The sequence below is a fragment of the Ketobacter alkanivorans genome (assembly GCF_002863865.1).
In the GTDB taxonomy this organism is placed as follows: domain Bacteria; phylum Pseudomonadota; class Gammaproteobacteria; order Pseudomonadales; family Ketobacteraceae; genus Ketobacter; species Ketobacter alkanivorans.
Genome location: NZ_CP022684.1, coordinates 2,669,889 through 2,694,483 on the forward strand (window position 1 = coordinate 2,669,889; position 24,595 = coordinate 2,694,483).

Annotated in this window: 23 protein-coding genes; 16 read left to right on the forward strand and 7 right to left on the reverse strand. The window is 52.7% G+C overall.

Annotated features, from left to right (window positions below; all coding sequences use genetic code 11):
* Positions 1-77 precede the first annotated feature (77 nt).
* The 7 genes from def (at position 78) to Kalk_RS11455 (ending at position 8,032) form a co-directional block, all read left to right on the forward strand.
* Positions 78-590 (forward strand): peptide deformylase, encoded by a 513-nt coding sequence (gene def, locus Kalk_RS11425; RefSeq protein ID WP_101894372.1) that lies wholly within the window; start codon positions 78-80, stop codon positions 588-590.
* Between the two features lie 83 nt (positions 591-673).
* On the forward strand, positions 674-1,621 hold the full coding sequence (gene fmt / locus Kalk_RS11430; protein ID WP_101894373.1) for a methionyl-tRNA formyltransferase: 948 nt from the start codon (positions 674-676) through the stop codon (positions 1,619-1,621).
* Positions 1,622-1,656: 35 nt separating this feature from the next.
* Positions 1,657-2,994, forward strand: a complete 1,338-nt coding sequence (gene rsmB / locus Kalk_RS11435; protein WP_101896292.1) for a 16S rRNA (cytosine(967)-C(5))-methyltransferase RsmB — start codon at positions 1,657-1,659, stop codon at positions 2,992-2,994.
* A gap of 71 nt (positions 2,995-3,065) precedes the next feature.
* A complete protein-coding gene (gene trkA / locus Kalk_RS11440) occupies positions 3,066-4,442 on the forward strand; it encodes a Trk system potassium transporter TrkA (protein WP_101894374.1) in 1,377 nt (458 codons plus the stop codon).
* A 12-nt stretch (positions 4,443-4,454) separates the two neighbouring features.
* The gene (locus tag Kalk_RS11445) at positions 4,455-5,906 is read left to right on the forward strand and encodes a TrkH family potassium uptake protein (RefSeq protein WP_101894375.1); all 1,452 of its coding nucleotides are present in this window, start codon (positions 4,455-4,457) and stop codon (positions 5,904-5,906) included.
* A gap of 138 nt (positions 5,907-6,044) precedes the next feature.
* Positions 6,045-7,037, forward strand: coding sequence for a sensor domain-containing diguanylate cyclase (locus tag Kalk_RS11450; RefSeq protein WP_101894376.1), 993 nt, complete (start codon positions 6,045-6,047; stop codon positions 7,035-7,037).
* 332 nt (positions 7,038-7,369) lie between these two features.
* Entirely contained in the window at positions 7,370-8,032 is a 663-nt protein-coding gene (locus Kalk_RS11455; RefSeq protein ID WP_101894377.1) for a YopT-type cysteine protease domain-containing protein, read from the forward strand.
* An 88-nt stretch (positions 8,033-8,120) separates the two neighbouring features.
* On the opposite strand, the gene Kalk_RS11460 is transcribed toward Kalk_RS11455, so the two are convergent.
* From Kalk_RS11460 to Kalk_RS11470, 3 genes are read right to left on the reverse strand one after another with little or no spacing between them, the layout of a single operon-like run.
* Positions 8,121-8,909: an SDR family oxidoreductase gene (locus Kalk_RS11460; RefSeq protein WP_101894378.1), complete on the reverse strand. Its 789-nt coding sequence runs from the start codon at positions 8,907-8,909 to the stop codon at positions 8,121-8,123.
* Between the two features lie 18 nt (positions 8,910-8,927).
* Positions 8,928-9,596, reverse strand: coding sequence for a GntR family transcriptional regulator (locus Kalk_RS11465; protein ID WP_101894379.1), 669 nt, complete (start codon positions 9,594-9,596; stop codon positions 8,928-8,930).
* On the reverse strand, positions 9,596-10,759 hold the full coding sequence (locus tag Kalk_RS11470; RefSeq protein ID WP_101894380.1) for an acyl-CoA dehydrogenase family protein: 1,164 nt from the start codon (positions 10,757-10,759) through the stop codon (positions 9,596-9,598). The genes Kalk_RS11465 and Kalk_RS11470 overlap by 1 nt, the downstream gene beginning before the upstream one ends.
* A 140-nt stretch (positions 10,760-10,899) precedes the next feature.
* Here Kalk_RS11470 and Kalk_RS11475 point away from each other — a divergent pair, with 140 nt between their 5' ends.
* Both Kalk_RS11475 and Kalk_RS11480 read left to right on the forward strand, forming a co-directional pair.
* Positions 10,900-12,483, forward strand: a complete 1,584-nt coding sequence (locus tag Kalk_RS11475; protein ID WP_233716618.1) for a flavin monoamine oxidase family protein — start codon at positions 10,900-10,902, stop codon at positions 12,481-12,483.
* Positions 12,484-12,667: 184 nt separating this feature from the next.
* The gene (locus Kalk_RS11480; RefSeq protein ID WP_233716620.1) at positions 12,668-13,084 is read left to right on the forward strand and encodes a GFA family protein; all 417 of its coding nucleotides are present in this window, start codon (positions 12,668-12,670) and stop codon (positions 13,082-13,084) included.
* Positions 13,085-13,179: 95 nt separating this feature from the next.
* Here the strand turns inward: Kalk_RS11480 and Kalk_RS11485 are convergent, their stop codons facing one another.
* The gene (locus Kalk_RS11485) at positions 13,180-13,398 is read right to left on the reverse strand and encodes a tautomerase family protein (RefSeq protein WP_101894381.1); all 219 of its coding nucleotides are present in this window, start codon (positions 13,396-13,398) and stop codon (positions 13,180-13,182) included.
* Between the two features lie 122 nt (positions 13,399-13,520).
* Between Kalk_RS11485 and Kalk_RS11490 the strand changes: the two genes are divergently transcribed.
* Positions 13,521-14,393 (forward strand): LysR family transcriptional regulator, encoded by an 873-nt coding sequence (locus Kalk_RS11490; RefSeq protein WP_199767899.1) that lies wholly within the window; start codon positions 13,521-13,523, stop codon positions 14,391-14,393.
* A gap of 331 nt (positions 14,394-14,724) precedes the next feature.
* Complete coding sequence (locus Kalk_RS11495) at positions 14,725-14,967, forward strand: calcium-binding protein (RefSeq protein WP_101894383.1); 243 nt, start codon at positions 14,725-14,727, stop codon at positions 14,965-14,967.
* Between the two features lie 78 nt (positions 14,968-15,045).
* Here Kalk_RS11495 and Kalk_RS11500 read toward each other — a convergent pair whose 3' ends face one another.
* Positions 15,046-15,453 carry a GFA family protein gene (locus Kalk_RS11500; protein WP_101894384.1) on the reverse strand — a complete coding sequence of 136 codons (408 nt, stop codon included), beginning with the start codon at positions 15,451-15,453 and terminating at the stop codon, positions 15,046-15,048.
* Between the two features lie 112 nt (positions 15,454-15,565).
* Positions 15,566-16,432 carry a sterol desaturase family protein gene (locus tag Kalk_RS11505; RefSeq protein WP_101894385.1) on the reverse strand — a complete coding sequence of 289 codons (867 nt, stop codon included), beginning with the start codon at positions 16,430-16,432 and terminating at the stop codon, positions 15,566-15,568.
* Between the two features lie 86 nt (positions 16,433-16,518).
* On the opposite strand from Kalk_RS11505, the gene Kalk_RS11510 reads away from it, so the two are divergent.
* The 4 genes from Kalk_RS11510 to katG all read left to right on the forward strand — a co-directional run bounded on the left by Kalk_RS11510 (position 16,519) and on the right by katG (position 22,037).
* Positions 16,519-17,430 (forward strand): LysR substrate-binding domain-containing protein, encoded by a 912-nt coding sequence (locus Kalk_RS11510; RefSeq protein ID WP_101894386.1) that lies wholly within the window; start codon positions 16,519-16,521, stop codon positions 17,428-17,430.
* A gap of 190 nt (positions 17,431-17,620) precedes the next feature.
* Positions 17,621-18,526: an alpha/beta hydrolase family esterase gene (locus Kalk_RS11515; protein WP_101894387.1), complete on the forward strand. Its 906-nt coding sequence runs from the start codon at positions 17,621-17,623 to the stop codon at positions 18,524-18,526.
* Positions 18,527-18,668: 142 nt separating this feature from the next.
* A complete protein-coding gene (locus tag Kalk_RS11520) occupies positions 18,669-19,592 on the forward strand; it encodes an RCC1 domain-containing protein (RefSeq protein ID WP_101894388.1) in 924 nt (307 codons plus the stop codon).
* 219 nt (positions 19,593-19,811) lie between these two features.
* Positions 19,812-22,037: a catalase/peroxidase HPI gene (katG, locus tag Kalk_RS11525; protein ID WP_101894389.1), complete on the forward strand. Its 2,226-nt coding sequence runs from the start codon at positions 19,812-19,814 to the stop codon at positions 22,035-22,037.
* An 85-nt stretch (positions 22,038-22,122) separates the two neighbouring features.
* Here katG and Kalk_RS11530 read toward each other — a convergent pair whose 3' ends face one another.
* Complete coding sequence (locus Kalk_RS11530; RefSeq protein WP_101894390.1) at positions 22,123-22,794, reverse strand: glutathione S-transferase; 672 nt, start codon at positions 22,792-22,794, stop codon at positions 22,123-22,125.
* Between the two features lie 264 nt (positions 22,795-23,058).
* Between Kalk_RS11530 and Kalk_RS11535 the strand changes: the two genes are divergently transcribed.
* Positions 23,059-24,558: a protein adenylyltransferase SelO gene (locus Kalk_RS11535; RefSeq protein ID WP_101894391.1), complete on the forward strand. Its 1,500-nt coding sequence runs from the start codon at positions 23,059-23,061 to the stop codon at positions 24,556-24,558.
* The last annotated feature ends 37 nt before the right edge of the window (positions 24,559-24,595 follow it).

Genomic DNA, 24,595 nt, shown 5'->3' on the forward strand with positions numbered 1-24,595 from the left:
CCAACACAGCAAATCCTGTATGATCATAATCTTAGCAACAATATCTATAGTTATACTAGAAAAGTGGCATTCTCAAGATGGCAATACTGGATATTCTTGAATTTCCTGACCCTCGTCTGCGTACAAAGGCGAAGCCGGTCACAAAAGTAGACAACAACATACGCAAGCTGGCTGATGATATGTTGGAAACCATGTACCACGCCCCGGGCATTGGCCTGGCCGCCTCGCAGGTGAACGTGCACCAACGTATTGTGGTTATCGACGTCAGTGAAGAGAAAGATCAACCTTTGGTACTGATCAATCCTGAATTTGAGGTGATCTCCGGCGAACAGGATTTTGACGAAGGTTGTCTGTCGGTGCCCGGCTACTACGAAACCGTCACCCGCGCCGAAAAAATCCGTTTGAAAGCGCTGAACCGGGATGGCGAGCCCTTCGAAATGGAGTGCGATGGCATCCTGTCGGTGTGCGTACAGCATGAGCTGGATCACCTTGATGGCAAGCTGTTCGTGGATCACATCTCCAAGCTGAAACGGGAGCGTATCCGCAAGAAGCTGGTGAAAGAACAGAAAGACAAGGTCAAGATCCGCTAAAGCGGGGCTCGGAACCGGGTTCGCTGACCCGCCCCACCGATATCAGCCATCATTTAAACCATCGCCAGCACAGGAACTCTGTCTTGAGTGCACCCCTGAAAGTCATTTTCGCCGGAACCCCCGAATTCGCGGCTGAAGTACTGCAATCCATATTGGGCTCGCACCATCAGGTGATTGCCTGCTACACCCAGCCCGACCGACCGGCTGGCCGCGGCCGCAAACTCACCCCCAGCCCGGTTAAAGCATTAGCCCAAGAGCACAATATACCGGTCTACCAGCCCCTTAATTTCAAGCAGACCGAAGACGTAGAGCACCTCTCTGCCCTCAATGCTGACATCATGGTTGTGGTGGCTTACGGTCTGATCCTGCCAAAAGTGGTGCTGGATGCGCCACGCTTAGGCTGCATCAACGTCCACGCCTCCATATTACCGCGCTGGCGTGGTGCGGCCCCGATCCAGCGCGCCATTGCCGCTGGCGACACCGAAAGCGGCGTCACCATCATGCAGATGGATGTTGGATTGGACACCGGCGACATGCTGCTGAAAGCGCGCACCCCCATCAGCCCCGACGACACCGGCGGCAGCCTGCATGATCGTCTGGCCCGGATCGGAGCCACCTCCATACTTGAAGCGCTGGACAGCCTGGCTGCCGGCACCGCCACCGCAGAACCGCAGGATAACAACCTGGCTACCTACGCCCACAAGCTCAGCAAAGAGGAGGGCAAACTGGACTGGCAGCGGACCGCCCAAGAGCTGAACGATCTGGTACGCGCCTTCAACCCCTGGCCGGTTACCCACACCCAGCTGGACGACAACATCATCCGGGTATGGCAAGCCAGCCTGGCGGATCAGGGCAGCAGCGCCGAGCCGGGCACCCTCGTCGCCGTGCACAAAGACAGTCTGGATGTAGCCACCGGCAGCGGCGTATTGCGCCTGCACCAGTTGCAACTGCCGGGTGGCAAACGCCTACCAGTAGCCGCCATCCTCAATTCCAAAGCGGACTGGTTCAACATCGGGAAGCGCTTCCTTTGAGCCAGCGCCCCTATTCGCAGCCAGACCCGAGCAGTCTGAACACCCGTGCCCGTGCGGCCCAAATCCTGGAGCAAGTTTTGCCGCTGAACCGGCAGAACCTGCAGCTGCGCTCACTGTCTGATCTGATGCCGAAAGTGGCAGAGGAAGACAAGGACAAAGGTCTGCTGCAGGAGATCTGCTTCGGTGTCTGCCGCTGGTATATCCGACTGGACAAACTGGCCGCTCCCTTAATCCGCCAGCCCTTCAAACCCAAAGACGCCGACCTGCACGCCCTGCTTTTAATCGGCCTGTATCAAATGTTCTACCTGCGCATTCCCGATCATGCCGCCATATCCCAAACCGTCGAGGCCTGTCGCCAGCTGAATAAAGACTGGGCAGTAAAAGTCATCAACGGCATGCTGCGTCGCGCCCAACGCGATAAAGCACTACTGGAAACCAGCTTGCCCGACAGCAGCTCCATCCAAACGGCGCACCCCAAGTGGCTAATGGATGCGGTAACAGCGGCTTGGCCAGAACAAGCCAACGCCATCTTTAAAGCCAACAATGAACCAGGCCCCATGTGTCTGCGGGTAAACTGCCTGCACAACAGTCGCGATGACTATATGGCCCGACTCAAAGAGCGCGGCATCGGTGCCCGTATCGGTCAATTGGCAGCCAGCGCACTCTATTTAGAGAAACCCTGTGATGTCGACGAACTGCCCGGCTTTCGTGAAGGCTGGGTTTCGGTGCAGGATGAAGCGGCCCAACTGAGCGCCTTTCTGCTTGACCCGCAACCGGGGGAGCGCATCCTAGATACCTGCGCAGCGCCCGGCGGCAAAACCTGCCATTTGCTGGAACAACAACCCGCCCTGGCCGAAGTAGTGGCACTGGATATGGACGGCCAGCGGCTGCAGCGGGTACAGGAGAACCTGGATCGCCTGCATCTGAATGCCAACCTCGTTCACGCCAGCCTGGAACAGTACGCACAGGATCATCCGCAATCACGTTTTGATCGAATTTTGCTGGATGCACCCTGTTCTGCCACCGGTGTTATCCGCCGCCACCCGGACATCAAATGGCTGCGCAAGCGTTCCGACATTGGCAAACTGGCGGACACTCAGCAACACCTGCTGCAAATTGCGTTTTCTTTACTGAAACCCGGCGGTACCCTGCTGTACGCCACCTGCTCCATACTGCCCCAGGAAAACAGCCGGGTAGTGCACCAGTTCCTGCAACACCAGCGTCATGCAAAGGCCCAAACCATCGCGGCAGAGTGGGGCATCGGCCACGATTGCGGCCGCCAATTGTTTCCCACCATTAACGGCCACGATGGATTTTATTACTGCGCCATCAAACAGAAACCCGTGCAACATGACGACACACAAGCGCAATGAACGCGCAACGACTATCGTGATAGGATGAGAGCCCTGTTCGTGAACCTGAAAAGACAAAGCGAAACTGCAGCATGAAAATCATCATTCTGGGTGCAGGCCAAGTTGGCGGCACACTGGCAGCCAACCTGGCCAGTGAGCATAATGACATTACCGTAGTAGACACCGACTCCGAGCGACTACAAGAGCTGCAGGATCGTTACGACATTCGTACCGTATCCGGCATGGCCTCCTATCCCACCGTACTGCGCCAGGCCGGTGCCGACGACGCCGACATGCTCATTGCCGTCACCAACTCCGACGAAATCAACATGGTAGCGTGTCAGGTTGCCTATTCATTGCACCGCACCCCCACCAAAATCGCCCGGGTGCGTTCCGCCAGTTATCTGGCCAAAAGCAAAGGTCTGTTCGGCAACGAAGCCTTCCCCATTGATGTCATCATCTCGCCGGAGCAGGTGGTCACCAACCACATCACCCGTCTGATCGAGCACCCCGGCGCATTGCAGGTGCTGGACTTTGCCGAGGGCAAACTGCAATTGGTTGCGGTGAAAGCCTACTTCAACGGGCCACTGGTGGGCCGTGAACTGCGCTACCTGCGCCAGCACATGCCCGCAGTAGACACCCGCGTTGCTGCCATATTCCGCCGCGATCGCCCCATTATCCCCGAAGGTACCACCATCATCGAAGCCGATGACGAAGTCTTCTTCATCGCCGCCAAAAACCACATTCGGGCGGTGATGAGCGAGCTGCGCGGGCTGGAACACAACTACAAAAAAATCATCATCGCCGGGGGTGGCAACATCGGCGAACGCTTGTGCGAGGCACTGGAAAGCCGCTATCAGGTTAAGATCATCGAACGCAACCCGGAACGCTGCGGTTTTCTCGCCGAGAAACTCAACAAAACCATCGTTATCCGCGGCAACGCCTCCGATCAGGATCTGCTGCTGGAAGAAAGCGTAGAAGACACCGACATCTTCATCGCCGTGACCAACGACGATGAGGCCAACATCATGTCCTCCATGCTGGCCAAACGCCTGGGTGCGCGCAAAGTGATGGCATTGATCAACAACCCCGCCTACGTGGATCTGGTGCAGGGCGGCGACATCGACATCGCCATCTCACCCCAGCAGGCCACCATCGGCAGCTTGCTGACCCATGTGCGGCGAGGGGATGTGGCCAATGTACATTCCTTGCGGCGCGGCGCGGCCGAGGCCATCGAAGCCATCGCCCACGGAGATGAGAAATCCTCCAAGGTAGTGGGTAAGGCCATTGGTGACATCGACTTGCCGGAGGGCACCACTATCGGTGCTATCGTGCGCAAGGATCAGGTGCTGATTGCCCACGACGATATCGTGGTGGAGTCCGATGATCACGTGGTGTTGTTCCTGATCGACAAGCGCCGCATTCAGGATGTCGAGCGCCTGTTCCAGGTGGGAATCACCTTCTTCTAATTTGGAGCCTGTATGCATCCCGCTGTCATACTTCGCATTCTTGGCCTGCTGTTGATGGTGTACAGCAGCACCATGCTGATTCCGGCAATGGTGGCACTGATCTATGATGATGGCGGTGAAAGACAGTTCTTTTTCGCCTTTGCCATTACCCTGATCTCGGGCCTGCTGTGCTGGCTACCGGTGCAAAATCGCAAACAGGATCTGCGAGTACGAGACGGCTTTGTGGTGGTCGTGCTGTTCTGGACGGTGCTGGGGTGTTACGGCGCCATACCCTTTATGTTAGGCAACGAACCGCATATGGACGTGGCTGATGCCGTGTTCGAATCCATTTCCGGGCTGACCACCACCGGCGCCACCGTGATCAGCGACATCGACAACCTGCCCAAGTCGATCCTGTTTTACCGCCAACAAATGCAGTGGCTGGGCGGCATGGGGATCATCGTACTGGCGGTGGCTATTTTACCCATGCTGGGCATTGGGGGCATGCAGCTTTACCGTGCCGAAGCCCCAGGCCCGGTAAAGGATAACAAGCTCACCCCCCGCATTACCGAAACCGCCAAAGCCCTGTGGTACATCTATGTATCCCTAACCATCACCTGCGCCCTGGCGTATTGGATGTGCGGCATGGACCTGTTCGACGCCATCAGCCACAGCTTTTCCACCGTGGCCATCGGTGGGTTTTCAACCCACAATGAGAGCATTGGCTACTTCGATAGCGCCGCCATCGAACTGATTACCGTGCTCTTCATGCTGTTGGCGGGTATCAACTTTGGCCTGCACTTTGTTGCCTGGCGCCGCCGCAGTATCAGCTCCTACTTTACCGACCCCGAGTTTCGCTTTTACATCACCATCCTGTTCAGCATCAGCGTATTGGTATTCTTCGGCCTGATGATCGCCAATGATTACGATGACCCTCTCCTGGCCGCCCGTCATGCCCTGTTTGAATCCGTCTCCATCGGCACCACCACTGGTTACGCCGTGGCCGATTTTTCTGCCTGGCATCCGATGCTGGCCACTGCCCTGATCATGGGCAGCTTTGTCGGTGCCTGTGCCGGTTCAACCGGAGGCGGTATCAAGGCCATTCGTGTTTTTCTTATGTTTAAACAAGGTTTAAGAGAAATTCGCCGCCTGATTCACCCCAACGCCGTAATGATTATCAAGCTCTCCAATAAAGCCGTGCCTGATCGGGTCATCGAAGCTGTATGGGGGTTTTTCGGCATTTACCTGATCAGCTTTTGCGTGCTGTTTCTGGCCATGTTGGCCACCGGTATGGATTTCATCACCGGCTTCTCGGCCGTGGCTGCCTGCCTCAATAACCTCGGCCCGGGCATAGGGGATGTCGCGCTTCACTATGGTGAGATCAGCGATACCGCAAAATGGATTCTGTGTTTCGCCATGTTATTGGGCCGATTGGAGATCTTTACCCTGCTGGTACTCTTCACCCCCATGTTCTGGCGCCACTGATTTCACGGTTCAATCCAGCACTTGCGATCGTATATAAACTAAATTTTGTTAATTTTTGCCTTTTAAGATCATTTCTCATTTCAATATTGGTTTTGTGGCTATACTCAAAACTCAATTTACTGAGAACTATCATCGGCTATGTTCAATCGTGACGAATGGATTCTTGAACAACAGAATCCGATGATTTCCCTGAAAAAATGGCAAACCACCGTAGATCTCGTCGCAAAGCTATACGAGTCACCCGCGGTGTTTATCATGCAAGCCACTTCCCAAGGCTACCAGGTTGTCGTCGGCAGCAGCAGTCCAACTAATCCCTGCAAATCAGGGGATAAGTTCCCCAAAGATGCATGCTTGTTTTGTACTGAGGTCATCAAAAACGCTGGCCCACTTTACCTCAATCACGCCACCAGCATGCCCGAATGGCAGGGTAATTTATTGGTGAAAGAAAGCCGCGTGAACTCTTTTCTGGGAGTGCCGATTTATTGGCCGGATGGATCCTGTTTCGGCACCATTGCCGTACTGGATTTTGCCGTCACCCATTACAACCGTACTTTTCAGGAACTGCTATGGCAGTTTCGTGATCTGGTAGAAGGGGATCTGCTGCTCAACAGTCAGTTTTTGCAGCTGCTGGAACTGTCCACCAAGGATGATCTGTCCCGCTTGTTAAATCGCCGGGGCTTTTTTATTCAAGCAGAAAAACATGTGCGTCTGGCACAACGCTTGGGGCACAGTGTCGGAATACTGTACCTCGACCTGGATAATCTCAAACAAATCAATGATCAGTTCGGACATCGCCTGGGGGATCGAGCCATCACGGCACTGGCCTCCGCCGTACACAATGTATTGCGCGACAGTGATGTGGCTGGGCGCGTAGGCGGTGATGAATTCGTCGTCGTGATGATGACCGCCGATGATCAGGCCCTGCCGAAAACCGCCGCCAGAATCAGAGCCGAGCTGAAAAACCTCTGCACCGGCGAATTACAGCATCTCAATCTGAGCGTCAGTATCGGATCACATTTGTTTCCAGCCAGCGAACTCACCGGAATCGACCGCATGGTATCGATCGTGGATGAGCGCATGTACGAAGATAAGCAACACAATCACGCCCGAGCCCATCAAGACGCAGGCTGACACCCCCGCATAGTTGACACAACTTCAGCCTCTAACAGCACACTCAATGAAAAGCCCCCTCCACAGGGCTTTTCCTCGTTTGGCACTGGATTAACACATGTCACCTGAGTGAATGGACGTGTCACTTTCGCCCCAATCCCTCGCTGACTGGAAAATATCTATATATAGCAGTATGTTATACAGTTGGCACGACTCTTGATTAACTCAAGTTACAGTTATTTGGATGTAATAAAAACAACTCGGATGTTTCTTTTAGAGGAACGCCCGATATTAAGGTGAATCATTCTTAAATCAGCGACCTAATAACAGGTCATATTATCGAGGAGGCTGTCATGCCATCGTCCGAAAAACGCGCTCTCATTGAAAGAGTCGCAACGCTTTGTGGTGGTTCTCACAGCAAGTTTAACCAGAGCTGGAGCGATATCAAACAGCAGCGGCAGATGCAGGGCTTTTACAACGATAAGTCACAGAATCTGCATGATGCGACCTATGTCGGAGGCATGTGTCATCCTATGTCTTTGTACTGGTTGGCCCTGCGTGAGAAAGGTGAAAAGAGTCTGTTTGAGTGGCTCAAACCCGGCGGCGTCTGGGATAAAGGGGCAATCAATGTGTTAGTCGTCAAAACGGCGATGTACAAAAACAACAAGAACAATTTTGTTTCAAGCGCCACCCATAAAGACTTCGATGACCAATTCTTCAAGCACTATGGACTGAATCGCTATGGCGCACCGTTGGAAGGCATGAGCAATGTGCTCTCCTACATTGATAGAAAATCCGCTGGCTACCATATGATTAGTTTGAGCGGCCCCACCAGTGGTCATGCTGTGGCCGCGCATGTCCAGCCCGGCGGTGAATCGGCATTTTTCGATCCAAATTACGGTGAATATTCCTTCCCAAACCCGCAGTTTCTGGGCTCATTCATGAAGGGCTTTATGAAACACTCAGGTTATGAAGCCAAGTATACCGTCAGACAAAAAATCGAAACCTTTCGTTAGCGCGATTGGATAGCTAAGACAAGAAGCATTACGTCGGGGTGCATCAAAAAGCCGTACACCCCGGCGTCCACATCAATACACAAACCCGCTAAATAATATCCGGCGACTTCACTGCTGTACCACCATCCAGCGCAATCACATTGCCCGTCACATAAGCCCCTGCCATGGACGTTAAGAACACCGCCAGACCTTCCATATCCTGCGGCTCTCCCAAGCGGCCCAGGGGGACTGCCTGCCGTTGCGCGTTCGCCGTCGCTTCATCCTGCAATACAAACTTGGTCATACGACTGGGAAACACACCTGGGGCAATGGCGTTGACAGTGATATGGCGCGCAGCCAATTCGTTAGCCAGTATTTTGGTAAGATGGTTCAGCGCTGCTTTGCTGGGGCCATAGGCGTATGCCTGCATGCTGCCCGTTAATTGGCCTGCAACCGAGGTAATATTAATCACCCGCGCCGGATCGGCTGCCGAGGCGGCAGCCTCCAGCAACGGCAGACTTTTCTGGGTCATAACAAACGCGGATTTTACATTCAGGTTCTGAATCTTGTCCCAGGCACTGCCGGGGTATTCTTCCAACGGCGCGCCCCAGGTCACACCGGCATTGTTCACCAGAATGCTGAGCTTGCCTTCCCGCTGCTGGATCTCATTCACCAGATCAACGCAACCCTTCTCCGTAGACAGATCGGCAGGAATACCAATACATGTGCCCAGCTTGGACAGCGCCTCTGCGGTTTTAGCGCAGGCTTCGGCCTTGCGGGATGCCACATACACTTTGGCTCCGTGCTTAACCAGGCCTTCGGCAATCATGTAACCAATACCGCTGGTGCCGCCGGTCACCAGAGCAATTTTGTTTGCGATGGAAAATAGTGAACTCATGCTTATCCTCTCCAATCTTTAATCTTGGTAGTTCTTTTTCAGAATGTCCGCTGCATGCATCACATGCTCCTGCATCATGAAGTCCGCGCGCTCCGGTTGCCGGTTTTTCATGGCATCGTAAATCACCTGATGATGATCATGGGCACGCTGAAACTCCCGCAGGCTGTACCAGCGAAACGAACCGTTAAATACAATGGGAATATTCCGTGACTGTCTGGCAAATCGCACCAGCAGATCGTTGTGGGTTTCCAATAGAATGGCCAGGTGGAAATCTTTATTCATTTCACGCCATTCATCAAACTCACCACGATCCAATTGGCCACTTTGCAGCAGCTGATCGCCTTGTCGCAGTGTCTTTAACAATGCTTGATCCAGTGACTCCGACAAGCCACGCTCTGCAATCAAACGACAGCCCAGCCCTTCCAGCACAGAACGCACTCGAAACGCGCTGACGATATCCTCCACCGAAAAATGGCGCACTGAATAGCCACAGTTCGGCGCGTAATCCAACAGGCCATCCTTGGCCAATACCCGCAGGGCTTCGCGGATCGGTGTCCGCGAAACCTGCATTCGCTCTGCCAACGCGGTTTCCTGCAGGCGAGTGCGGGGCGGGAACTCACCCTGCAACAACAACTCACGCAACGTTTCGGTGACATTCAGCGAACGGGTGGACTTGGGCACAGTCATTAACGCCCCACCAGCGAACGCGCTACGATCTCTTTCATGATCTCAGAAGTTCCCCCATAAATACGTTGGATGCGGGCATCCATATACGCCCGCGAGATACCGTATTCCATCATGTAGCCATAGCCACCAAACAACTGCAGACACTCATCGGCCACTTTGCACTGCAGCTCTGTGGTAGACAGCTTGGCCATGGAGGCTTCCACCGTACTCAAGTCTCCGGCTTCGTATTTCTCGGCGCACTGCCGCACAAAGGCTTTGTTCACTTCCACCTGGGTTTTCAACTCAGCCAGCTTGAAACGAGTGTTCTGGAACTGCGACACCGCAGAACCAAACGCCTTGCGCTCGGTAACGTAGGCCACGGTGGAATCCAGCATGCCTTCACAGGCGTAAATGGCACTCACGGCCAGGATCAAGCGCTCACGGGGCAGCTCATTCATTAAATTGCTAAAGCCCTGACCCAAGCCTCCCAGAATCTCGGATTCCGGCACCAGTACGTTGTCGAAAAACAGCTCCGACGTGTCACCACAATGCAGCCCCATCTTCTCCAGGTTACGACCGCGCTCAAAGCCGGGCAGGGTGGCATCCACCGTAAACAACGTCACCCCTTTGGCACCGGCATTGGGATCGGTTTTCGTGGCCACCACGATCACATCGCAGTGCTGGCCGTTCGTAATGAACGTCTTCTGACCATTAATGGCATACTGGCCATCATTGCACACCGCACTGGTACGCATGCCCTGCAGGTCGGAGCCTGCGCCAGGCTCGGTCATGGCAATCGCACCCACCGCCTCACCACTCACCAGTTTCGGCAACCACTTTTGTTTTTGTTGTTCGCTGCCAAGATGCTGAATATAGGGTGTCACGATGTCGGAATGCACTGAAACGCTTGAGGCCAGCGCCATGAAATTATTGCGGGCGAATTCCTCGATAACGATAGCGCTGAGGGACAGATCTGCCCCATAGCCGCCGTATTGCTCCGGCACATCCACCGCCAGGTACCCGTTCTCCCCCAGCTTGTTCCACAACTCACGAGGAAAGATCTCCGCCTTCTCCCACTGGGTGTAATAGGGTGCTACTTCTTTACTGAGAAACTTGCGGAAGTTATCTCGGAATAACTCTCGCTCCTGATGGCTTAATACATTATCTGAGTGGTCTGACGACATCCTTATTTCCCTCTAAAAAAGGAGAAGATTGTATACAATTTGCCTTCGGCGCACAAAAAGTCCTTTGTTTTTAACCTGAACCTGTCTACCTTGCAGTCGGACTAATCTACTTAGCTAATTTTTATACAGGCGGACACCCAATGGCACACAGTATTCTGTTCAAACAACTGCATCACCTGCTGCAACAAGCCCGTAACCTGAATCTGACAGCACAAGGGCACAGCCCTGCTCAGGCTCCAACCAATCCCGGGCGACGCCGCTTTATACGCAACAGCGCGCTGGGCGGCACGGCACTAATGTCTGCAGGTAGCCTCACCGGTTGCTTTGGTGCCAAAAGTGAGCGAGTAGCCATTGTTGGTGGCGGTCTGGCTGGCCTCAATGCCGCCTACCAACTGGGTAAAGCAGGCTTGAAAGTCAACGTCTACGAAGCGCGGGGCCGCGCCGGTGGCCGGGTACGCACTGTGCACAGCGTATTAGGCGAAGGCCTGGATACCGATCTGGGAGGCGAGCTGGTGAACACCGATCACGAGGACATGCTGACACTGATCGATGAATTCGGCCTCTCCGTGGCCAGTCGCATCGAACCCAACCCTGAGCTGGACAAAGTCGCCTTCTTTTATGGTGGCCGCAAACGCAGTGAAGCAGAAATGGCAGAAGCCCTGCGCCCCTTCGCTGCCCAATTAATGAGCGACGCTGAATTACTGGATGCAGACTGGGACACCTATGCCCCCATCTTCGATAACCAGTCCCTGGCTGAATATCTGGACATGCACGCTGACAAAATCCCCGCCGATCCAGATATTCGAGACCTGATGGAAGGGGCCGTGCGGGTCGAGTATGGCGTAGAACCCACTGACTCCTCCATACTTCAATTACTGTATCTGTTACCGGTGGTGGATGGTGATCATGTTGAGGTGCTCAGCACCAGTGACGAAGCCTATGTAATCAACGGTGGCTCCGAAACCGTGGTGAACAGTCTGCGCGCTGCCCTGGCTGGACAGATCCACACTCAACGCGCCCTCACTAAATTGATACAAACCGAAAGTGGCTATCGGCTCAGCTTCGACAAAGGTCGCGATGTGGAAGCAGAATACGTGATTCTGGCGCTGCCTTTCAGCGCTCTGCGTAACGTAGAAATCGGCGTTGAATTACCCGAGACCCTGAACCGCTTTATCCATGAGGTGGATCTGGGCCGCAACGAAAAGGTCATCGCCGGAGTCACCCAACGAGTTTGGCGCGGGCCCAACGGTTTTGAAATCGAAGCCTGGAACGATCAAACCGCATCCCTGCTGTGGGACAGCAGCCTGCGTCAGCCTGAATTACCTGAAGGCTCACTGACGTTCTTTGTCGGTGGCAACGAAGTCGACATCACCGCCAGCGGCAGCGCAGACGAGCAGGGTAGTGCGCTGATGGGTGAATACAGCAATGTCATCGCTGGACTGGCAAACGTAAGTAACGGCAAATTTGTGCGCACGTCATGGTGCACCACCCAATACATCGGCGGCGGTTATACCAATTTCAAACCAGGACAATACACCGAGCTGGCAGAAGAGTGGTTGTACATCGAAGCCGACGACCCGGAAGAAGCACAGGAATTCGCCCTGGATAACCTGATTTTTGCCGGAGAGCACACCAGTGATGAGTATTACGGTTTCATGAACGGTGCCGTGCAAAGTGGCCGCCTGGCCGCACAACGGGTACTGCGCACCCTGGAAGCCGAATAAGCCATTGATCAATCAGCGCTCACGGTTTTGAGTCAGCGCTGATTGATTCGGTTGTAAAGCCAAATCCGATGTTAATGGGAATGTCATTCAATATGCGGTTAAATGAGAATCCATTTTGGAGAAGCTGGCGGGGAAATTAGTCGTTCAGGATATTTTCTCGTTTACCGGTTATGTGAGGTGCACCATGAATGAAGAAACTATGGAAGGTAAATGCTTGTGTGGGGCTGTTTCCATAAAAGCCAAAACAACTAAAGATGTTGAAGCATGCCATTGTGGAATGTGCCGACAGTGGGGTGGCGGACCTTTTATAGCCATTCATTGCGGGCCCGATGTACAACTCACGGGGGTTGAGAGCATAACGGAGTTTGACTCATCTACCTGGGCTTCACGAGCGTTCTGTAAAACCTGCGGCACACATTTATTTTATCGCTTTAAGCCCTCAAATGATTTGGTTGTTCCTGCCGGTTTATTCCAAGATCAAACTGGCTTCGAACTAAAAGAACAAATTTTTGTCGATAAAAAGCCTGCTTACTATGATTTTTCCAATAAAACAGAAATGCTGACCGAGGCACAGGTTTTCCAAAAATACGCGTCAAAGTGATTCACTAATCGACACACCGCAAAGAGCCAGACATACATGAATGCAATCTGCGCTAACCCTAAACCGCTAGCGCAGATCACCCGTGTATTACCGGATCAGGATGTGCCGGTTGCTTTCAGTTGCTGGCGAAACTGTTCCACGGGAACACCACCCACTCCCCAGTTCTCCATCAATACTTCCTCAATCACGACAAAGGTGGTTGCCGGGTTTTTATTCAATACCTGTTGCAGCAAATCCGTGGTGCCCCGGATCAGCTCCGCTTTCTGCTGGGCGGTAACGTCTTCTCGGGTAATCTGAATATTAACGTAAGGCATGATGCTCTGCTCCTATAGCTTGGCTAAGTAATAATCAGAGGTAAATACCCCTGTCGACAGCCAGTGTAGGAAAGACTAGACTCCGGATAAATTCGCATTAAATGCACCAAGGCTTTGCAATAATGCACAACTGGGATGATTTTCGCTACTTTCTCGCTGTCGCCAACTGTGGCAGCTTCTCAATGGCCGCCAAAGCGCTTGGCGTAAACCACTCCACCGTATCCCGGCGCATTCAAGTGTTAGAAGAGCGCCACGGCGTAAGGCTGCTCGACCGCACACCCACCGGCTATCAGATGACCGAAGCCGGGGCCTCTATCTACGACATTGTTCAAACCATTCAGGATAACGAACTGAAGGCTTCCCGCGTATTACTGGGGCAGGATTCCCGTTTGGAAGGCAACATCAAACTCACCATGCCCCACGACTTGTTCGAGTCCTGCCTGGCGGCCCCGGTGAAACAGTTCTGCCACCAACACCCCGCCATCGAATTGAGCTTACTGGTTTCACACGGCTTGAAAAACCTGGCCAACCGCGAAGCCGACATTGCCGTGCGGCTCACACCCAACCCGCCTGACTATCTAGTAGGAACATGCATCACCCAAATGCAACACGGCATTTACGCTCATACCAGCCAAAGCCACCTGAAAACCACACCAATCATTGTGTGGGGCCAAGAGCCCGAGCTGCCGGAATGGGCACTCACTCATTTTCATAAACCCTTTATAGCGCTACGCGTGGATGATCTGGCCAGCATGCATCGGGCAGTACAAGCAGGCTTCGGCGTAGCGCGCATGCCCTGTTTTTTTCCTGATGCAGTCCAGGCAGCGGATGTAAAACGCCTGCCCATTGAACTGCCCAGATCCGACTGGGGAGTCTGGTTATTGAGCCACGCCGATTTACGCAACACTGCCCGCATCCAACGTTGCAGACAATTTCTAACAACCGCTCTTACTGATTTAATCCCCACTTTTGAAGGAAAGCATTCTCGGTACTGATGTAATTACCCTAAACTTCACCCATAAATACGCCCGTTCTTTCACCCCCAACTGTCTCTGTACACGTAAAACAATTTACCCGCATGGCTTTTCCATGGGGTAGGGATGTTCGAATCATTACAAGGTGTATAAAGATGAATTCCAGCCGTAGGTTAACCGCTCTCAGTACCGCTCTATTACTCACTACCCTCTAGGCGGCCCTGGTGATGACATCCTCTCTGGAAACCTTCTGACTATCGAGGGGGATACCGTTACTCGCAACATTATCAATGACAATCCCCAAGACACTTTCATCTTCAATCTCGACGATAATCACGACACTATTTATGAAATGGAAACCAGACTTGCTTATCGTGCTTTGCTACAGTTTGGTGCCGGTATCTCTGCCGGTAGCATCAGTGCTTCCCAGTCCGGCAACGATCTGGTGCTCACCATATCAGCCACTGACAGCATCACCGTGAAAGATTGGTTTGGCTCTATAAACTACCGCCTTGGCCAGATCCAATTTGATGGTGAAGAGCCTCAAAGTGCGCAATCCTTTGTCGACAACCTACTCAACCCACCCATCGAATAAACGTTCAAAACAAAACGGCGCTCACAAGAGCGCCGTTTACTTTCCACCAATCCATTACATTACATTACAAAATATTCATCATGCCTCAACCACATACCCTTCCCGGTAATGGGGCAACGCATCATTCACCTCAAACCAATTCGCTTTGTGCGCCATGTAAAAATGCACCGCTGGCTTAGTATTCAAATCGCCATCCAACGTACCGGCCCTAATCCGCACCACACCTGGCACTTTCACGGTTTTGCTGTACACCGGTGATCCGCAGTTTTTACAGAAACAACGCTGCTTGCCCGGCGATGATTCAAAAGCACCAATCAAATCAGCCCCGCTGATCAATCTAAAGTTCACCTCCTGTACCGGGATATTGGTTACGATGGCACTGCCCTGCGCTTTGCGGCACTGTATGCAATGGCATATCTGAATGGGTTCCAGTTCACCGTCAATCTCAAACGTCACACCGCCGCAAAGGCAACTTCCTGTATACATGTTTTGTCCTTACTTATCTTCAACTGGGTTTAGTGGGCTTTTGCTTGTTCCCTCAGCATATTGATCAGATTCCCAAACAATATCAAACGGCCAGGATACTCTATCTAATACCTCAACGCAGGTAGGGCTTCAGGTCGGTGTTGAAGTAACGATACAACGCGCTTTTCTGTTCTTTTTCTGACTGACGCCATCCGTACACGTCCGGGCGCGCCGTTTCGATAGCCAGAGTGTCGAAAATCAGCCAATCAAACAACGCCAATGAGCCACACACATTCTTCGCTGAATTTTTACCCCGAGCATGATGGTGGTGATGCTGGGTAGGGAAGGTGAATACATGCGCCAGCGCCCACATGGTTTTGCGCACCCAGGCCCACTGATGATTATGGAAGTACAGGTCGTAATTCCAGTTGGCATGAGTATGAGCCGACCACAACCCTTTCACCACAGTGCCCCACAAAAACACTTCGGTTAAACCCAAATACAGCGCCAACAATTGAAACCAGTAGTTGGGCATCACAAACCACCACAACCATCCGTTGGTGAAGGTATGCACCACGCTGATCTGGCCGCGCTCATCATCGCCGCTCATATGGTGGGGCCGGTGGGAAAGCTTGAACACCGCCTGCACTGCTTGTGCCCAACGCGCCTTGGGCCTACGGCAATGGGCAAAATAGTGCCCGGCACCGTGAATCAATTCTTCCAGCACAAAAAATGCGATCAATGTGGGCCAAAAATACTCATTCTGCATCCACGCCAACGAGCCGGCACTACCGGGGATCAACCAAGTCAGCCCCAATCCGATGATCAACAGCACTAAGGGTCGCTGCACCGCCACCATCATGGTCACGGTCAGGCCCGCCATCTTCCAATCACTGGCAGTGCGTGCGCCATTGGCACTGCGCCCGCTCAACCATTCCGCCACCGCTGCCAACGCCACAAACAGTACGATAGACAGCGCCACCAAATCATTAATGGACATAATTTGTTCTCCACTCATTACCCTATAGACAAGTGTGACGCAGGGGCTATTATTCATCAAATCAATAAATAATATATACAATATCCATGAAGCTGAATTTACGTGCTGTCGATCTCAACCTGTTACCCATCTTTGTGGCCGTGGTGGAAGAGGGCCAGTTGTCCCGCGCCGCCCAGCGCCTGGGCATGAGCCAGCCCGCCGTAAGTGCAGCTCTGCAGCGATTACGGCTTACCGTGGACGATCCATTATTCACTCGCTCCCGCACTGGCTTAACACCCACACCACGTGCGAAAAGCCTGTACCAGGATGTAAGCACACACTTACAGAATGTAGCCCAAGCTCTCGACCCGTCTCAATGTTTCGACCCCACCACCAGTGATCGCACCTTTCGCCTGATCGCACCAGACTACTTTGAGTTTCTGGCCCTGGGTTCATTCATGGCCAGCCTACGTCAAACCAGCCCCCATATCAGTGTCCAAATGCTGCCCCAACAGGATGGTTGGAACCGACTGCTGTTGGACAACGATGTGGATTTCGCCATCGATACCCTGCTGCCAACAGACGATCGCCTGCAGGCAAGGCCGCTTTTGCAGGAAACCCTGGCGGTGGTGGCCAGACATAATCATCCCACCATACAAGGCAAGCTGACATTAGAAGACTTTTTGGCAGCAGAGCATGTGGTGCTACCACTACGTGAACGCCAGGTGTTGCCACTGGATCAAATCCTGGGGCGACCAGGCTGGCGTCGCCAAGTGGGGGCCCAGGTGGTGCATTATGGCAATCTGTTTTCGGTGGCCAGTGCCAGCAACTTAATTGCTACGGTACCCATGCGCATGGCCACGCGCTTGGCAGCGCCCTTCGGCTTACAGGTTTTGCCGTTTCCGGCACCGGTACCCAAGATAGTCATCTATCTGATCTGGCCAAGAGCGCTGGCCAAGGATCCCGCTCATAACTGGTTTAAAACTTTGCTGGAACAAGAACTCGCGCGCCTGGCGTAATTGGCCGCAATCAACCAGTAGCGGAAGAATCTTACAACTTAACTTCACGCCACATGCAATTGCACAACAAACACAACCTCTTCGTACAAGATGGCGTCTCTGCTCCCGTATCTAATAGCTATTCAAACCCTATGCCGGGTTCTCTCAGTGATTACCAACACCCACTCAAACAATTGCAGGGATAATAATAATGACCGCTATTGAAACATGGGGAATAGCTACCCTAAGAAGACTTACCTTAGCCATCGGCCTGAGTGCTTTGGCTGGATGTGGTGCCAGCGATAAAAGCGATTTAGCCTGTCTGGAAAACCAGAACTTTCCAGTCGCTGCCTACGATGCCGTTGAAGTGGCCTGCCCCAGCCTTGATTACCAGCTGACGGTTCCTGAAACCTGCGAAAACGGAGGTTGCGGTGTTATTCTGGATATTCACGGCGGCACCATGGACGCACGCGTGGAAGATGCCGGCACCAATTTATCCGCACTGGGTAAAGACGCCATTGCCTTCGGCGCTTCAACCCCCTATATCGTTATTCAACCTTCTGAACCCAGTGGCATCTGGTCAGAAGCAGGCACAGATGATCAGAACGTATTGGATTTTATGCAAAGCGTTGTCAATGTCTTTAATGCCGACACCAATCGCATTCATATGGGTGGTTTTTCTCAAGGCAGTTCTATGACCTGGCGCTTTATCTGCAACTACACGGATACCTTCGCAAGCTTTGCCCCCATTGCAGGCGTCAACCCTAACGATCAAGGTAATATTGGCTGTGATTTACCACGCACACCTATTTTGTTTGTAAATGGTTTGCTTGATCCTTTTGCAATTTATGCCTTCGAAGCCACGCCGGTATTGGCAACCGTTCGTGAAACCATTGGCGCAGCGAATTTGGAAGAACTCACACTGGGCGAAGGTGATAAACACACCCACATCAGTCTGACCGGTAATGGCTATTTATTCGAACACATATCACATGATTCAATTGGTCTGGTGGGAGGTCATTGCATACCCGGCGGAACCAGTGTTCTGGGCTGCAGCGGAAGTTTCGCTTACGGAGAAGAAGCGTTGAAATTCTACATCGAACATCCCAAGCCTTAACCATCAAGATGCGCGATTCCGGTTACCTGGAATCGCGCCCTCGACTTTCGTGGCTTCGTGGCCACATCAAACAAAACTCCTTGGCAAAATAGTGGTACAAAAGAGCTGCTCGTAAGATATTACAATAACAAGGAGAGTTAATATGCGATCAGCACTAATACTATTATTAAGTTCAGTCTTAAGTTTAGGCCTTATCGGTTGCGGCGGTGATTTAGATGATCGAGGTATGGTCAGTATTGAAATACTCGGCAATGGTTCAGCCAGCGTAACCGGCACCGATATAGACTGCCCGGAAACCTGCCAACGTGAAGTTGTTTTTACCCAACTTGAAGTAAACAGTATTGCGAATAACTCCAGAACCATCACCGTGCAAGCCAATGTAGACCCCGACAGTGAGCTGCTTGGCTGGCTGCCAACGGGCAGAACATTCATCAGTAACGACACGACTGTCTGTGAAAGCGATCCGATCTGCCAGGTGAGAATGCAAGATACCTGTGGCGTAGTGCATTATCTGCCAGTGGCCTGCGCTGCCAACGCCATAAACGACCTTGAGTTACGCCCGGTTGTGATGAACACCAACAGCCTTATCGATTGGGACAGATCGGGCGGGTATATCTGTGTACTGCAACAACCCGGTGAAGCGCAATGCTGGCAAAGTTCGGCTGCAAGGTATCGCAATTTTGAACACACAGATACACCTTCATTGATTAACCCTACCCAGGTTTCCGTTTCCTGGAATTATGGCTGCGCTTTGGATCAAACCGGCGTTCACTGCTGGTCATCTGAACCGGACGCAATCATCGCCGAGCCCAGCATACTGTTTGGCTTAAGTCATGTTGAACAAATCAGTGTCCGCATCGGTTATTACGGCTGCGCACTGGCGGATGGTGACGTAACGTGCTGGCAAAGAAAGGCTTTGGCTGTCACACCCTCACTGAATGACCCCACCAACTTGCGTCGCGAAGGTAACAGCACCTGCGTGGATGATGGTACAGAGAAGGTATGCTGGAGCTTTACAGCCGGTGAATACGTAGAATCACGACAGCCACTGATCCCCACCACATAATCAACTTAACATAGCCTTCCTCGCAACAAAGAACGAGTTAGCAATTCAGCTCGTTCTTTGTTCGTTATTCGTCCGTCGCAAGTTCTACAGCCTCATCATATAAGAAATATATCAACGCGATAAATTTAACTCACTTGATGGTCTTATTAACGAGGGACTATAGTCGACTACTATGAAGTAACGACGTAACCCCATACTACAGCCGCGAGAGAGATCGATATGGACAGTAAAAATGACACAGCAACAGGTAAATGCCCGGTAATGCACGGCGCAATGGGCAACACAACCAGTGGCGGCACATCCAATCGCAACTGGTGGCCAAATCAGCTGAATCTTAAAATTCTGCACCAGAACTCGTCTCTGTCTGATCCTATGGGCCCGGAATTCAACTACGCAGAAGAATTCAAAAAGCTTGATTTAGACGCATTAAACAAAGACCTACACGCGTTGATGACCGATTCACAAGACTGGTGGCCAGCCGATTACGGTCACTATGGCCCGCTTTTTATCCGCATGGCATGGCACAGCGCAGGCACCTATCGCACCGGTGACGGCCGTGGTGGTGCCTCCTCTGGCTCTCAGCGCTTTGCACCACTCAACAGTTGGCCAGACAATGGCAATCTGGATAAAGCACGCCGCTTGCTGTGGCCTATCAAGCAAAAGTATGGCAACAAAATTTCCTGGGCCGATCTGATGATCCTGGCGGGTAATTGTGCGCTGGACTCCATGGGGTTCAAAACCTTCGGTTTCGGTGGCGGCCGTGAAGACATCTGGGAACCCGAAGAAGATATTTATTGGGGCGCTGAAACCGAGTGGCTGGCCACCAGCGATAAAGCCAACAGCCGTTACTCCGGCGAGCGTGAGCTGGACAACCCATTAGCCGCCGTGCAAATGGGGTTGATCTACGTAAACCCAGAAGGCCCGGACGGCAACCCAGATCCCGTTGCATCCGGCCGCGATGTGCGGGAAACCTTTGGCCGCATGGCGATGAACGATGAGGAAACCGTTGCCTTGGTTGCTGGGGGTCATACCTTCGGTAAAGCCCACGGTGCTGGCGATCCGAGCCTGGTAGGCCCAGAGCCGGAAGCCGCCCCCATCGAAGCAATGGGTTTTGGGTGGATAAACAGCCATGGCACTGGTAAAGGCAGTGATACCACCACCAGTGGTATCGAAGGCGCGTGGAAACCCAATCCAACACAATGGGACAACGGTTATTTCGATATGCTATTTGGTTATGAATGGGAGTTGACCAAAAGCCCTGCTGGCGCGCATCAGTGGGTGGCCAAGGATGTAAAATCCGAACATATGATTCCCGACGCCCACGACCCTGCAAAAAAATACCCCCCGATGATGACCACAGCGGATCTGTCATTGCGGTTTGATCCAATCTACGAACCCATTGCGCGGCGCTTCCACCAGAACCCCGCTGAATTCGCCGACGCCTTCGCCCGCGCCTGGTACAAACTCACGCATCGCGACATGGGCCCTCGCTCTCGCTATCTGGGCAATCAAGTCCCGGCAGAAGAGCTTCTGTGGCAAGATCCAGTGCCCTCTGTGGATCACGAGCTGATCAATAGTGCCGATGCCGCAGAGCTAAAAGACAAAACCCTGGCATCGGGGCTGTCTATTTCGGAACTGGTTGCCACTGCCTGGGCATCGGCATCCACCTTCCGCGGCTCAGATAAGCGCGGTGGTGCCAACGGAGCACGCATTCGTCTGGCGCCGCAAAAAGATTGGGAGGCTAACCAACCCAAACAATTGGCCAAGGTGCTTAAGGTGCTCGAACGTATTCAGGCAGACTTCAACGGCGCGCAATCAGGCAACAAGCGCGTGTCACTGGCCGATCTGATTGTGCTGGGTGGTTGTGCTGCGGTGGAGAGAGCGGCACGAAACGCCGGGGTTGATATTGAAATCCCCTTTGCGCCGGGGCGAACCGACGCGTCACAGGAGCAAACCGACACCGAAGCTTTTGCAGTACTGGAACCTTTGGCAGATGGCTTCCGCAACTATCTGCAAAGGCCATTTTCTGTCCCCGCAGAAGAACTGCTATTGGATAAAGCGCAATTACTGACGCTCACCGCGCCGGAGATGACTGTGCTAGTGGGTGGTCTGCGAGTATTGAATGCTAACGTTGGGCAATCGCAACACGGCGTATTCACTCACCAACCTGAAACGCTCACCAATGACTTCTTTGTGAACCTGTTGGATATGAGCACCGAGTGGAAACCCACCTCGGAAAGTGGCGACTCATTCGAAGGACGCGATCGCGCCAGCGGTAAAGTAAAGTGGACCGGCACCCGCGCTGATCTGATCTTTGGTTCCAATTCACAACTGCGGGCATTGGCGGAAGTGTATGCCTGCGATGATGCAAAAGCATCCTTTGTGCATGAATTTGCCGCCGCCTGGAACAAAGTCATGAACGCAGATCGATTTGATCTGAATTGAGGTCATAACCCACCGTCAGCATGAGCCGTTGGCAACCAAATAATCGCATTGGTTGCCAACGGCTCGCTGGCGGCCGCCTTTTACTCTAACTCATAAGCTGATACGGGCCACCTGTCTCTAACGCCCGCTGATACGCAGGGCGCTGATGCACTTGCTCCATATAGCGCTGTATTTCAGGAAACTTCTCTTTCACACTGGCTCTTGCCGAGGCAGCTTCTATTGGGAAAATCATCTGCACATCCGCTCCCGAGAACTTGTCCCCAACAAACCAGTTCTTTCCTTTTAAGTGATCATTCACAAAGGTGAGATGCGTTTCTATATTGGGCTGAACAAACGACTTCACAACGTTATCACTAATGCCCCGGGCAACAGGCTTAACAAAAAATGGCATAGGCGCTTTTTTCACCTGGCTGAAAATCAGTTTCATCACAAGCAGGGGCATCAACGATCCCTCTGCATAATGCATCCAGTAGCTATAATCCAACCACTGCTGAGAGCCCACTTCAAATCTCATGTCATCGGCACCATACCGATAAATGAGGTATTCCGTAATCACGCCGGACTCAGCCACCACCTGTTCACCATCACTGATCACCGGGGATTTACCCAAAGGGTGAACCGCTTTCAGCGATTCCGGTGCAAGCTTGGTTTTTTTATCGCGCTCATAGCGTTTGACTTCGTATTCAAGCCCCAGCTCTTCCAACAACCAAAGCACCCGTTGAGAGCGGGAGTTTTCCAAATGATGTACGGTAATCATATTATGTGGCCCTTATTATTTTCGCTTGTTGGTAAAATTGTTTAATCCAATCCACGGATCAGCTCAGGTACGGTTCGCCTGATTTTGCTTGCACGCATTATCACCTTATTTCATCACATAGTGATCATCAAATTGAAATATCACCAAAACAACCCTTGAAGCACGCGCAAACGAACTTTAGGCATTGCTTGCCGCATTTGGCTTTTGATGGATGCGGTCAACTGATAAGCTGTAACGAGTCTACTCAATGAGAATGTCTGCTGTATGAAGATTCCCTTCGTTAATGCCTACGCCAAGCTGCCCAGTACCTGCTTTGAGCGCTTATCGCCCACGCCGGTAAAGGCACCACAGTTAATAAGGTTTAACGCCCCTCTGGCGGACGAATTGGGGATTGATCACACCCACTGCTCGGCGCAAGACATTGCAGACATATTGGCAGGCAACACTGTGCCCAATGGGGCCGACCCGTTGGCCATGGCCTACTGCGGCCATCAATTTGGGCAGTTAAATCCGCAGCTGGGGGACGGCCGTGCCATCCTGCTGGGGGATGTCATTAATCAGCAAGGCGAGCTGCGCGACATTCAACTTAAAGGCAGTGGTCGCACACCGTTTTCCCGTGGTGGTGACGGCCGCTCACCATTGGGGCCAGCATTGCGTGAATATATTCTGTGCGAGGCAATGCACGCACTGGGCGTACCCACCACACGAGCTTTGGCCGTAGTCAGCAGCGGCGAGCCCGTGACGCGGGAACGCCCAGAACCCGGAGCCGTGTTCACTCGCATCGCCGCCAGCCACATTCGAGTGGGAACTTTTCAGTTTTTCGCACTGCGTCAGGATGAACAAGCGCTATGCGCATTGGCTGATCATGTGCTGGCCCGCCATTATCCGCACATCGACATTCACGCCGAAGATCGCTACTTACAAATGTTCAAAGCAATCTGTCAACGGCAGGCAGACTTGATTGCACAATGGTTGCTGCTTGGATTTATTCATGGTGTGATGAATACCGATAACATGACCGTCAGCGGCGAAACCATCGACTATGGTCCCTGTGCATTTATGGATGCTTTCAGTGCCAATAAGGTGTTCAGCTCCATCGACCAGAACGGTCGCTACGCCTATCAGAATCAGCCCGCCATCGGCCAGTGGAATCTTGCTCGCTTGGCGGAATCACTGTTAACTCTGTTCCCTGGTGATGAAGATACCGCAGTGGAACAGGCCACCGCTATTCTGAAAGACTATAGCCGAATTCACAGCCAGGCCTGGGAGCAGGGCATGGCGCGCAAGCTGGGATTCAGCCAAGTAGAAGCAGGCGACCTGCAACGTACCGCAACCTTACTGGAGCTGATGGAAGAGGGCAGGCTTGATTACACGCTGTTGTTTCGCCGCCTCAGCCACATCACCCAAGCTCAAGACGACCGCAGCCCGGTGATGACTCTGCTGGACTTACCGGACTGTCGCAAAACCTCAAACCTGGAGCGTAATCTGCACGAATGGCTGGATGAATGGCAACAACAGCTTGCCCAGCGAGAGCAGGATGCGACTTGCGCCAGCCAACGCATGCTGGCAGCAAATCCCGCCATCATCCCCCGTAATCACCGCGTCGCCGAAGCCATCGCCGCTGCAGAACGAGGTGATTATTCAGTGTTTGAATCTCTGCTGCAGGCACTGTCCGATCCCTATAAGGAGCATGCTGAATATCTTGCCTACCAACAACCGCCGCAACCCGAGGAAAAAGTTCAGCGCACATTTTGTGGCACTTAGTGAGTGCGCACGCCCCTAAAACTCCTACTACAAAATC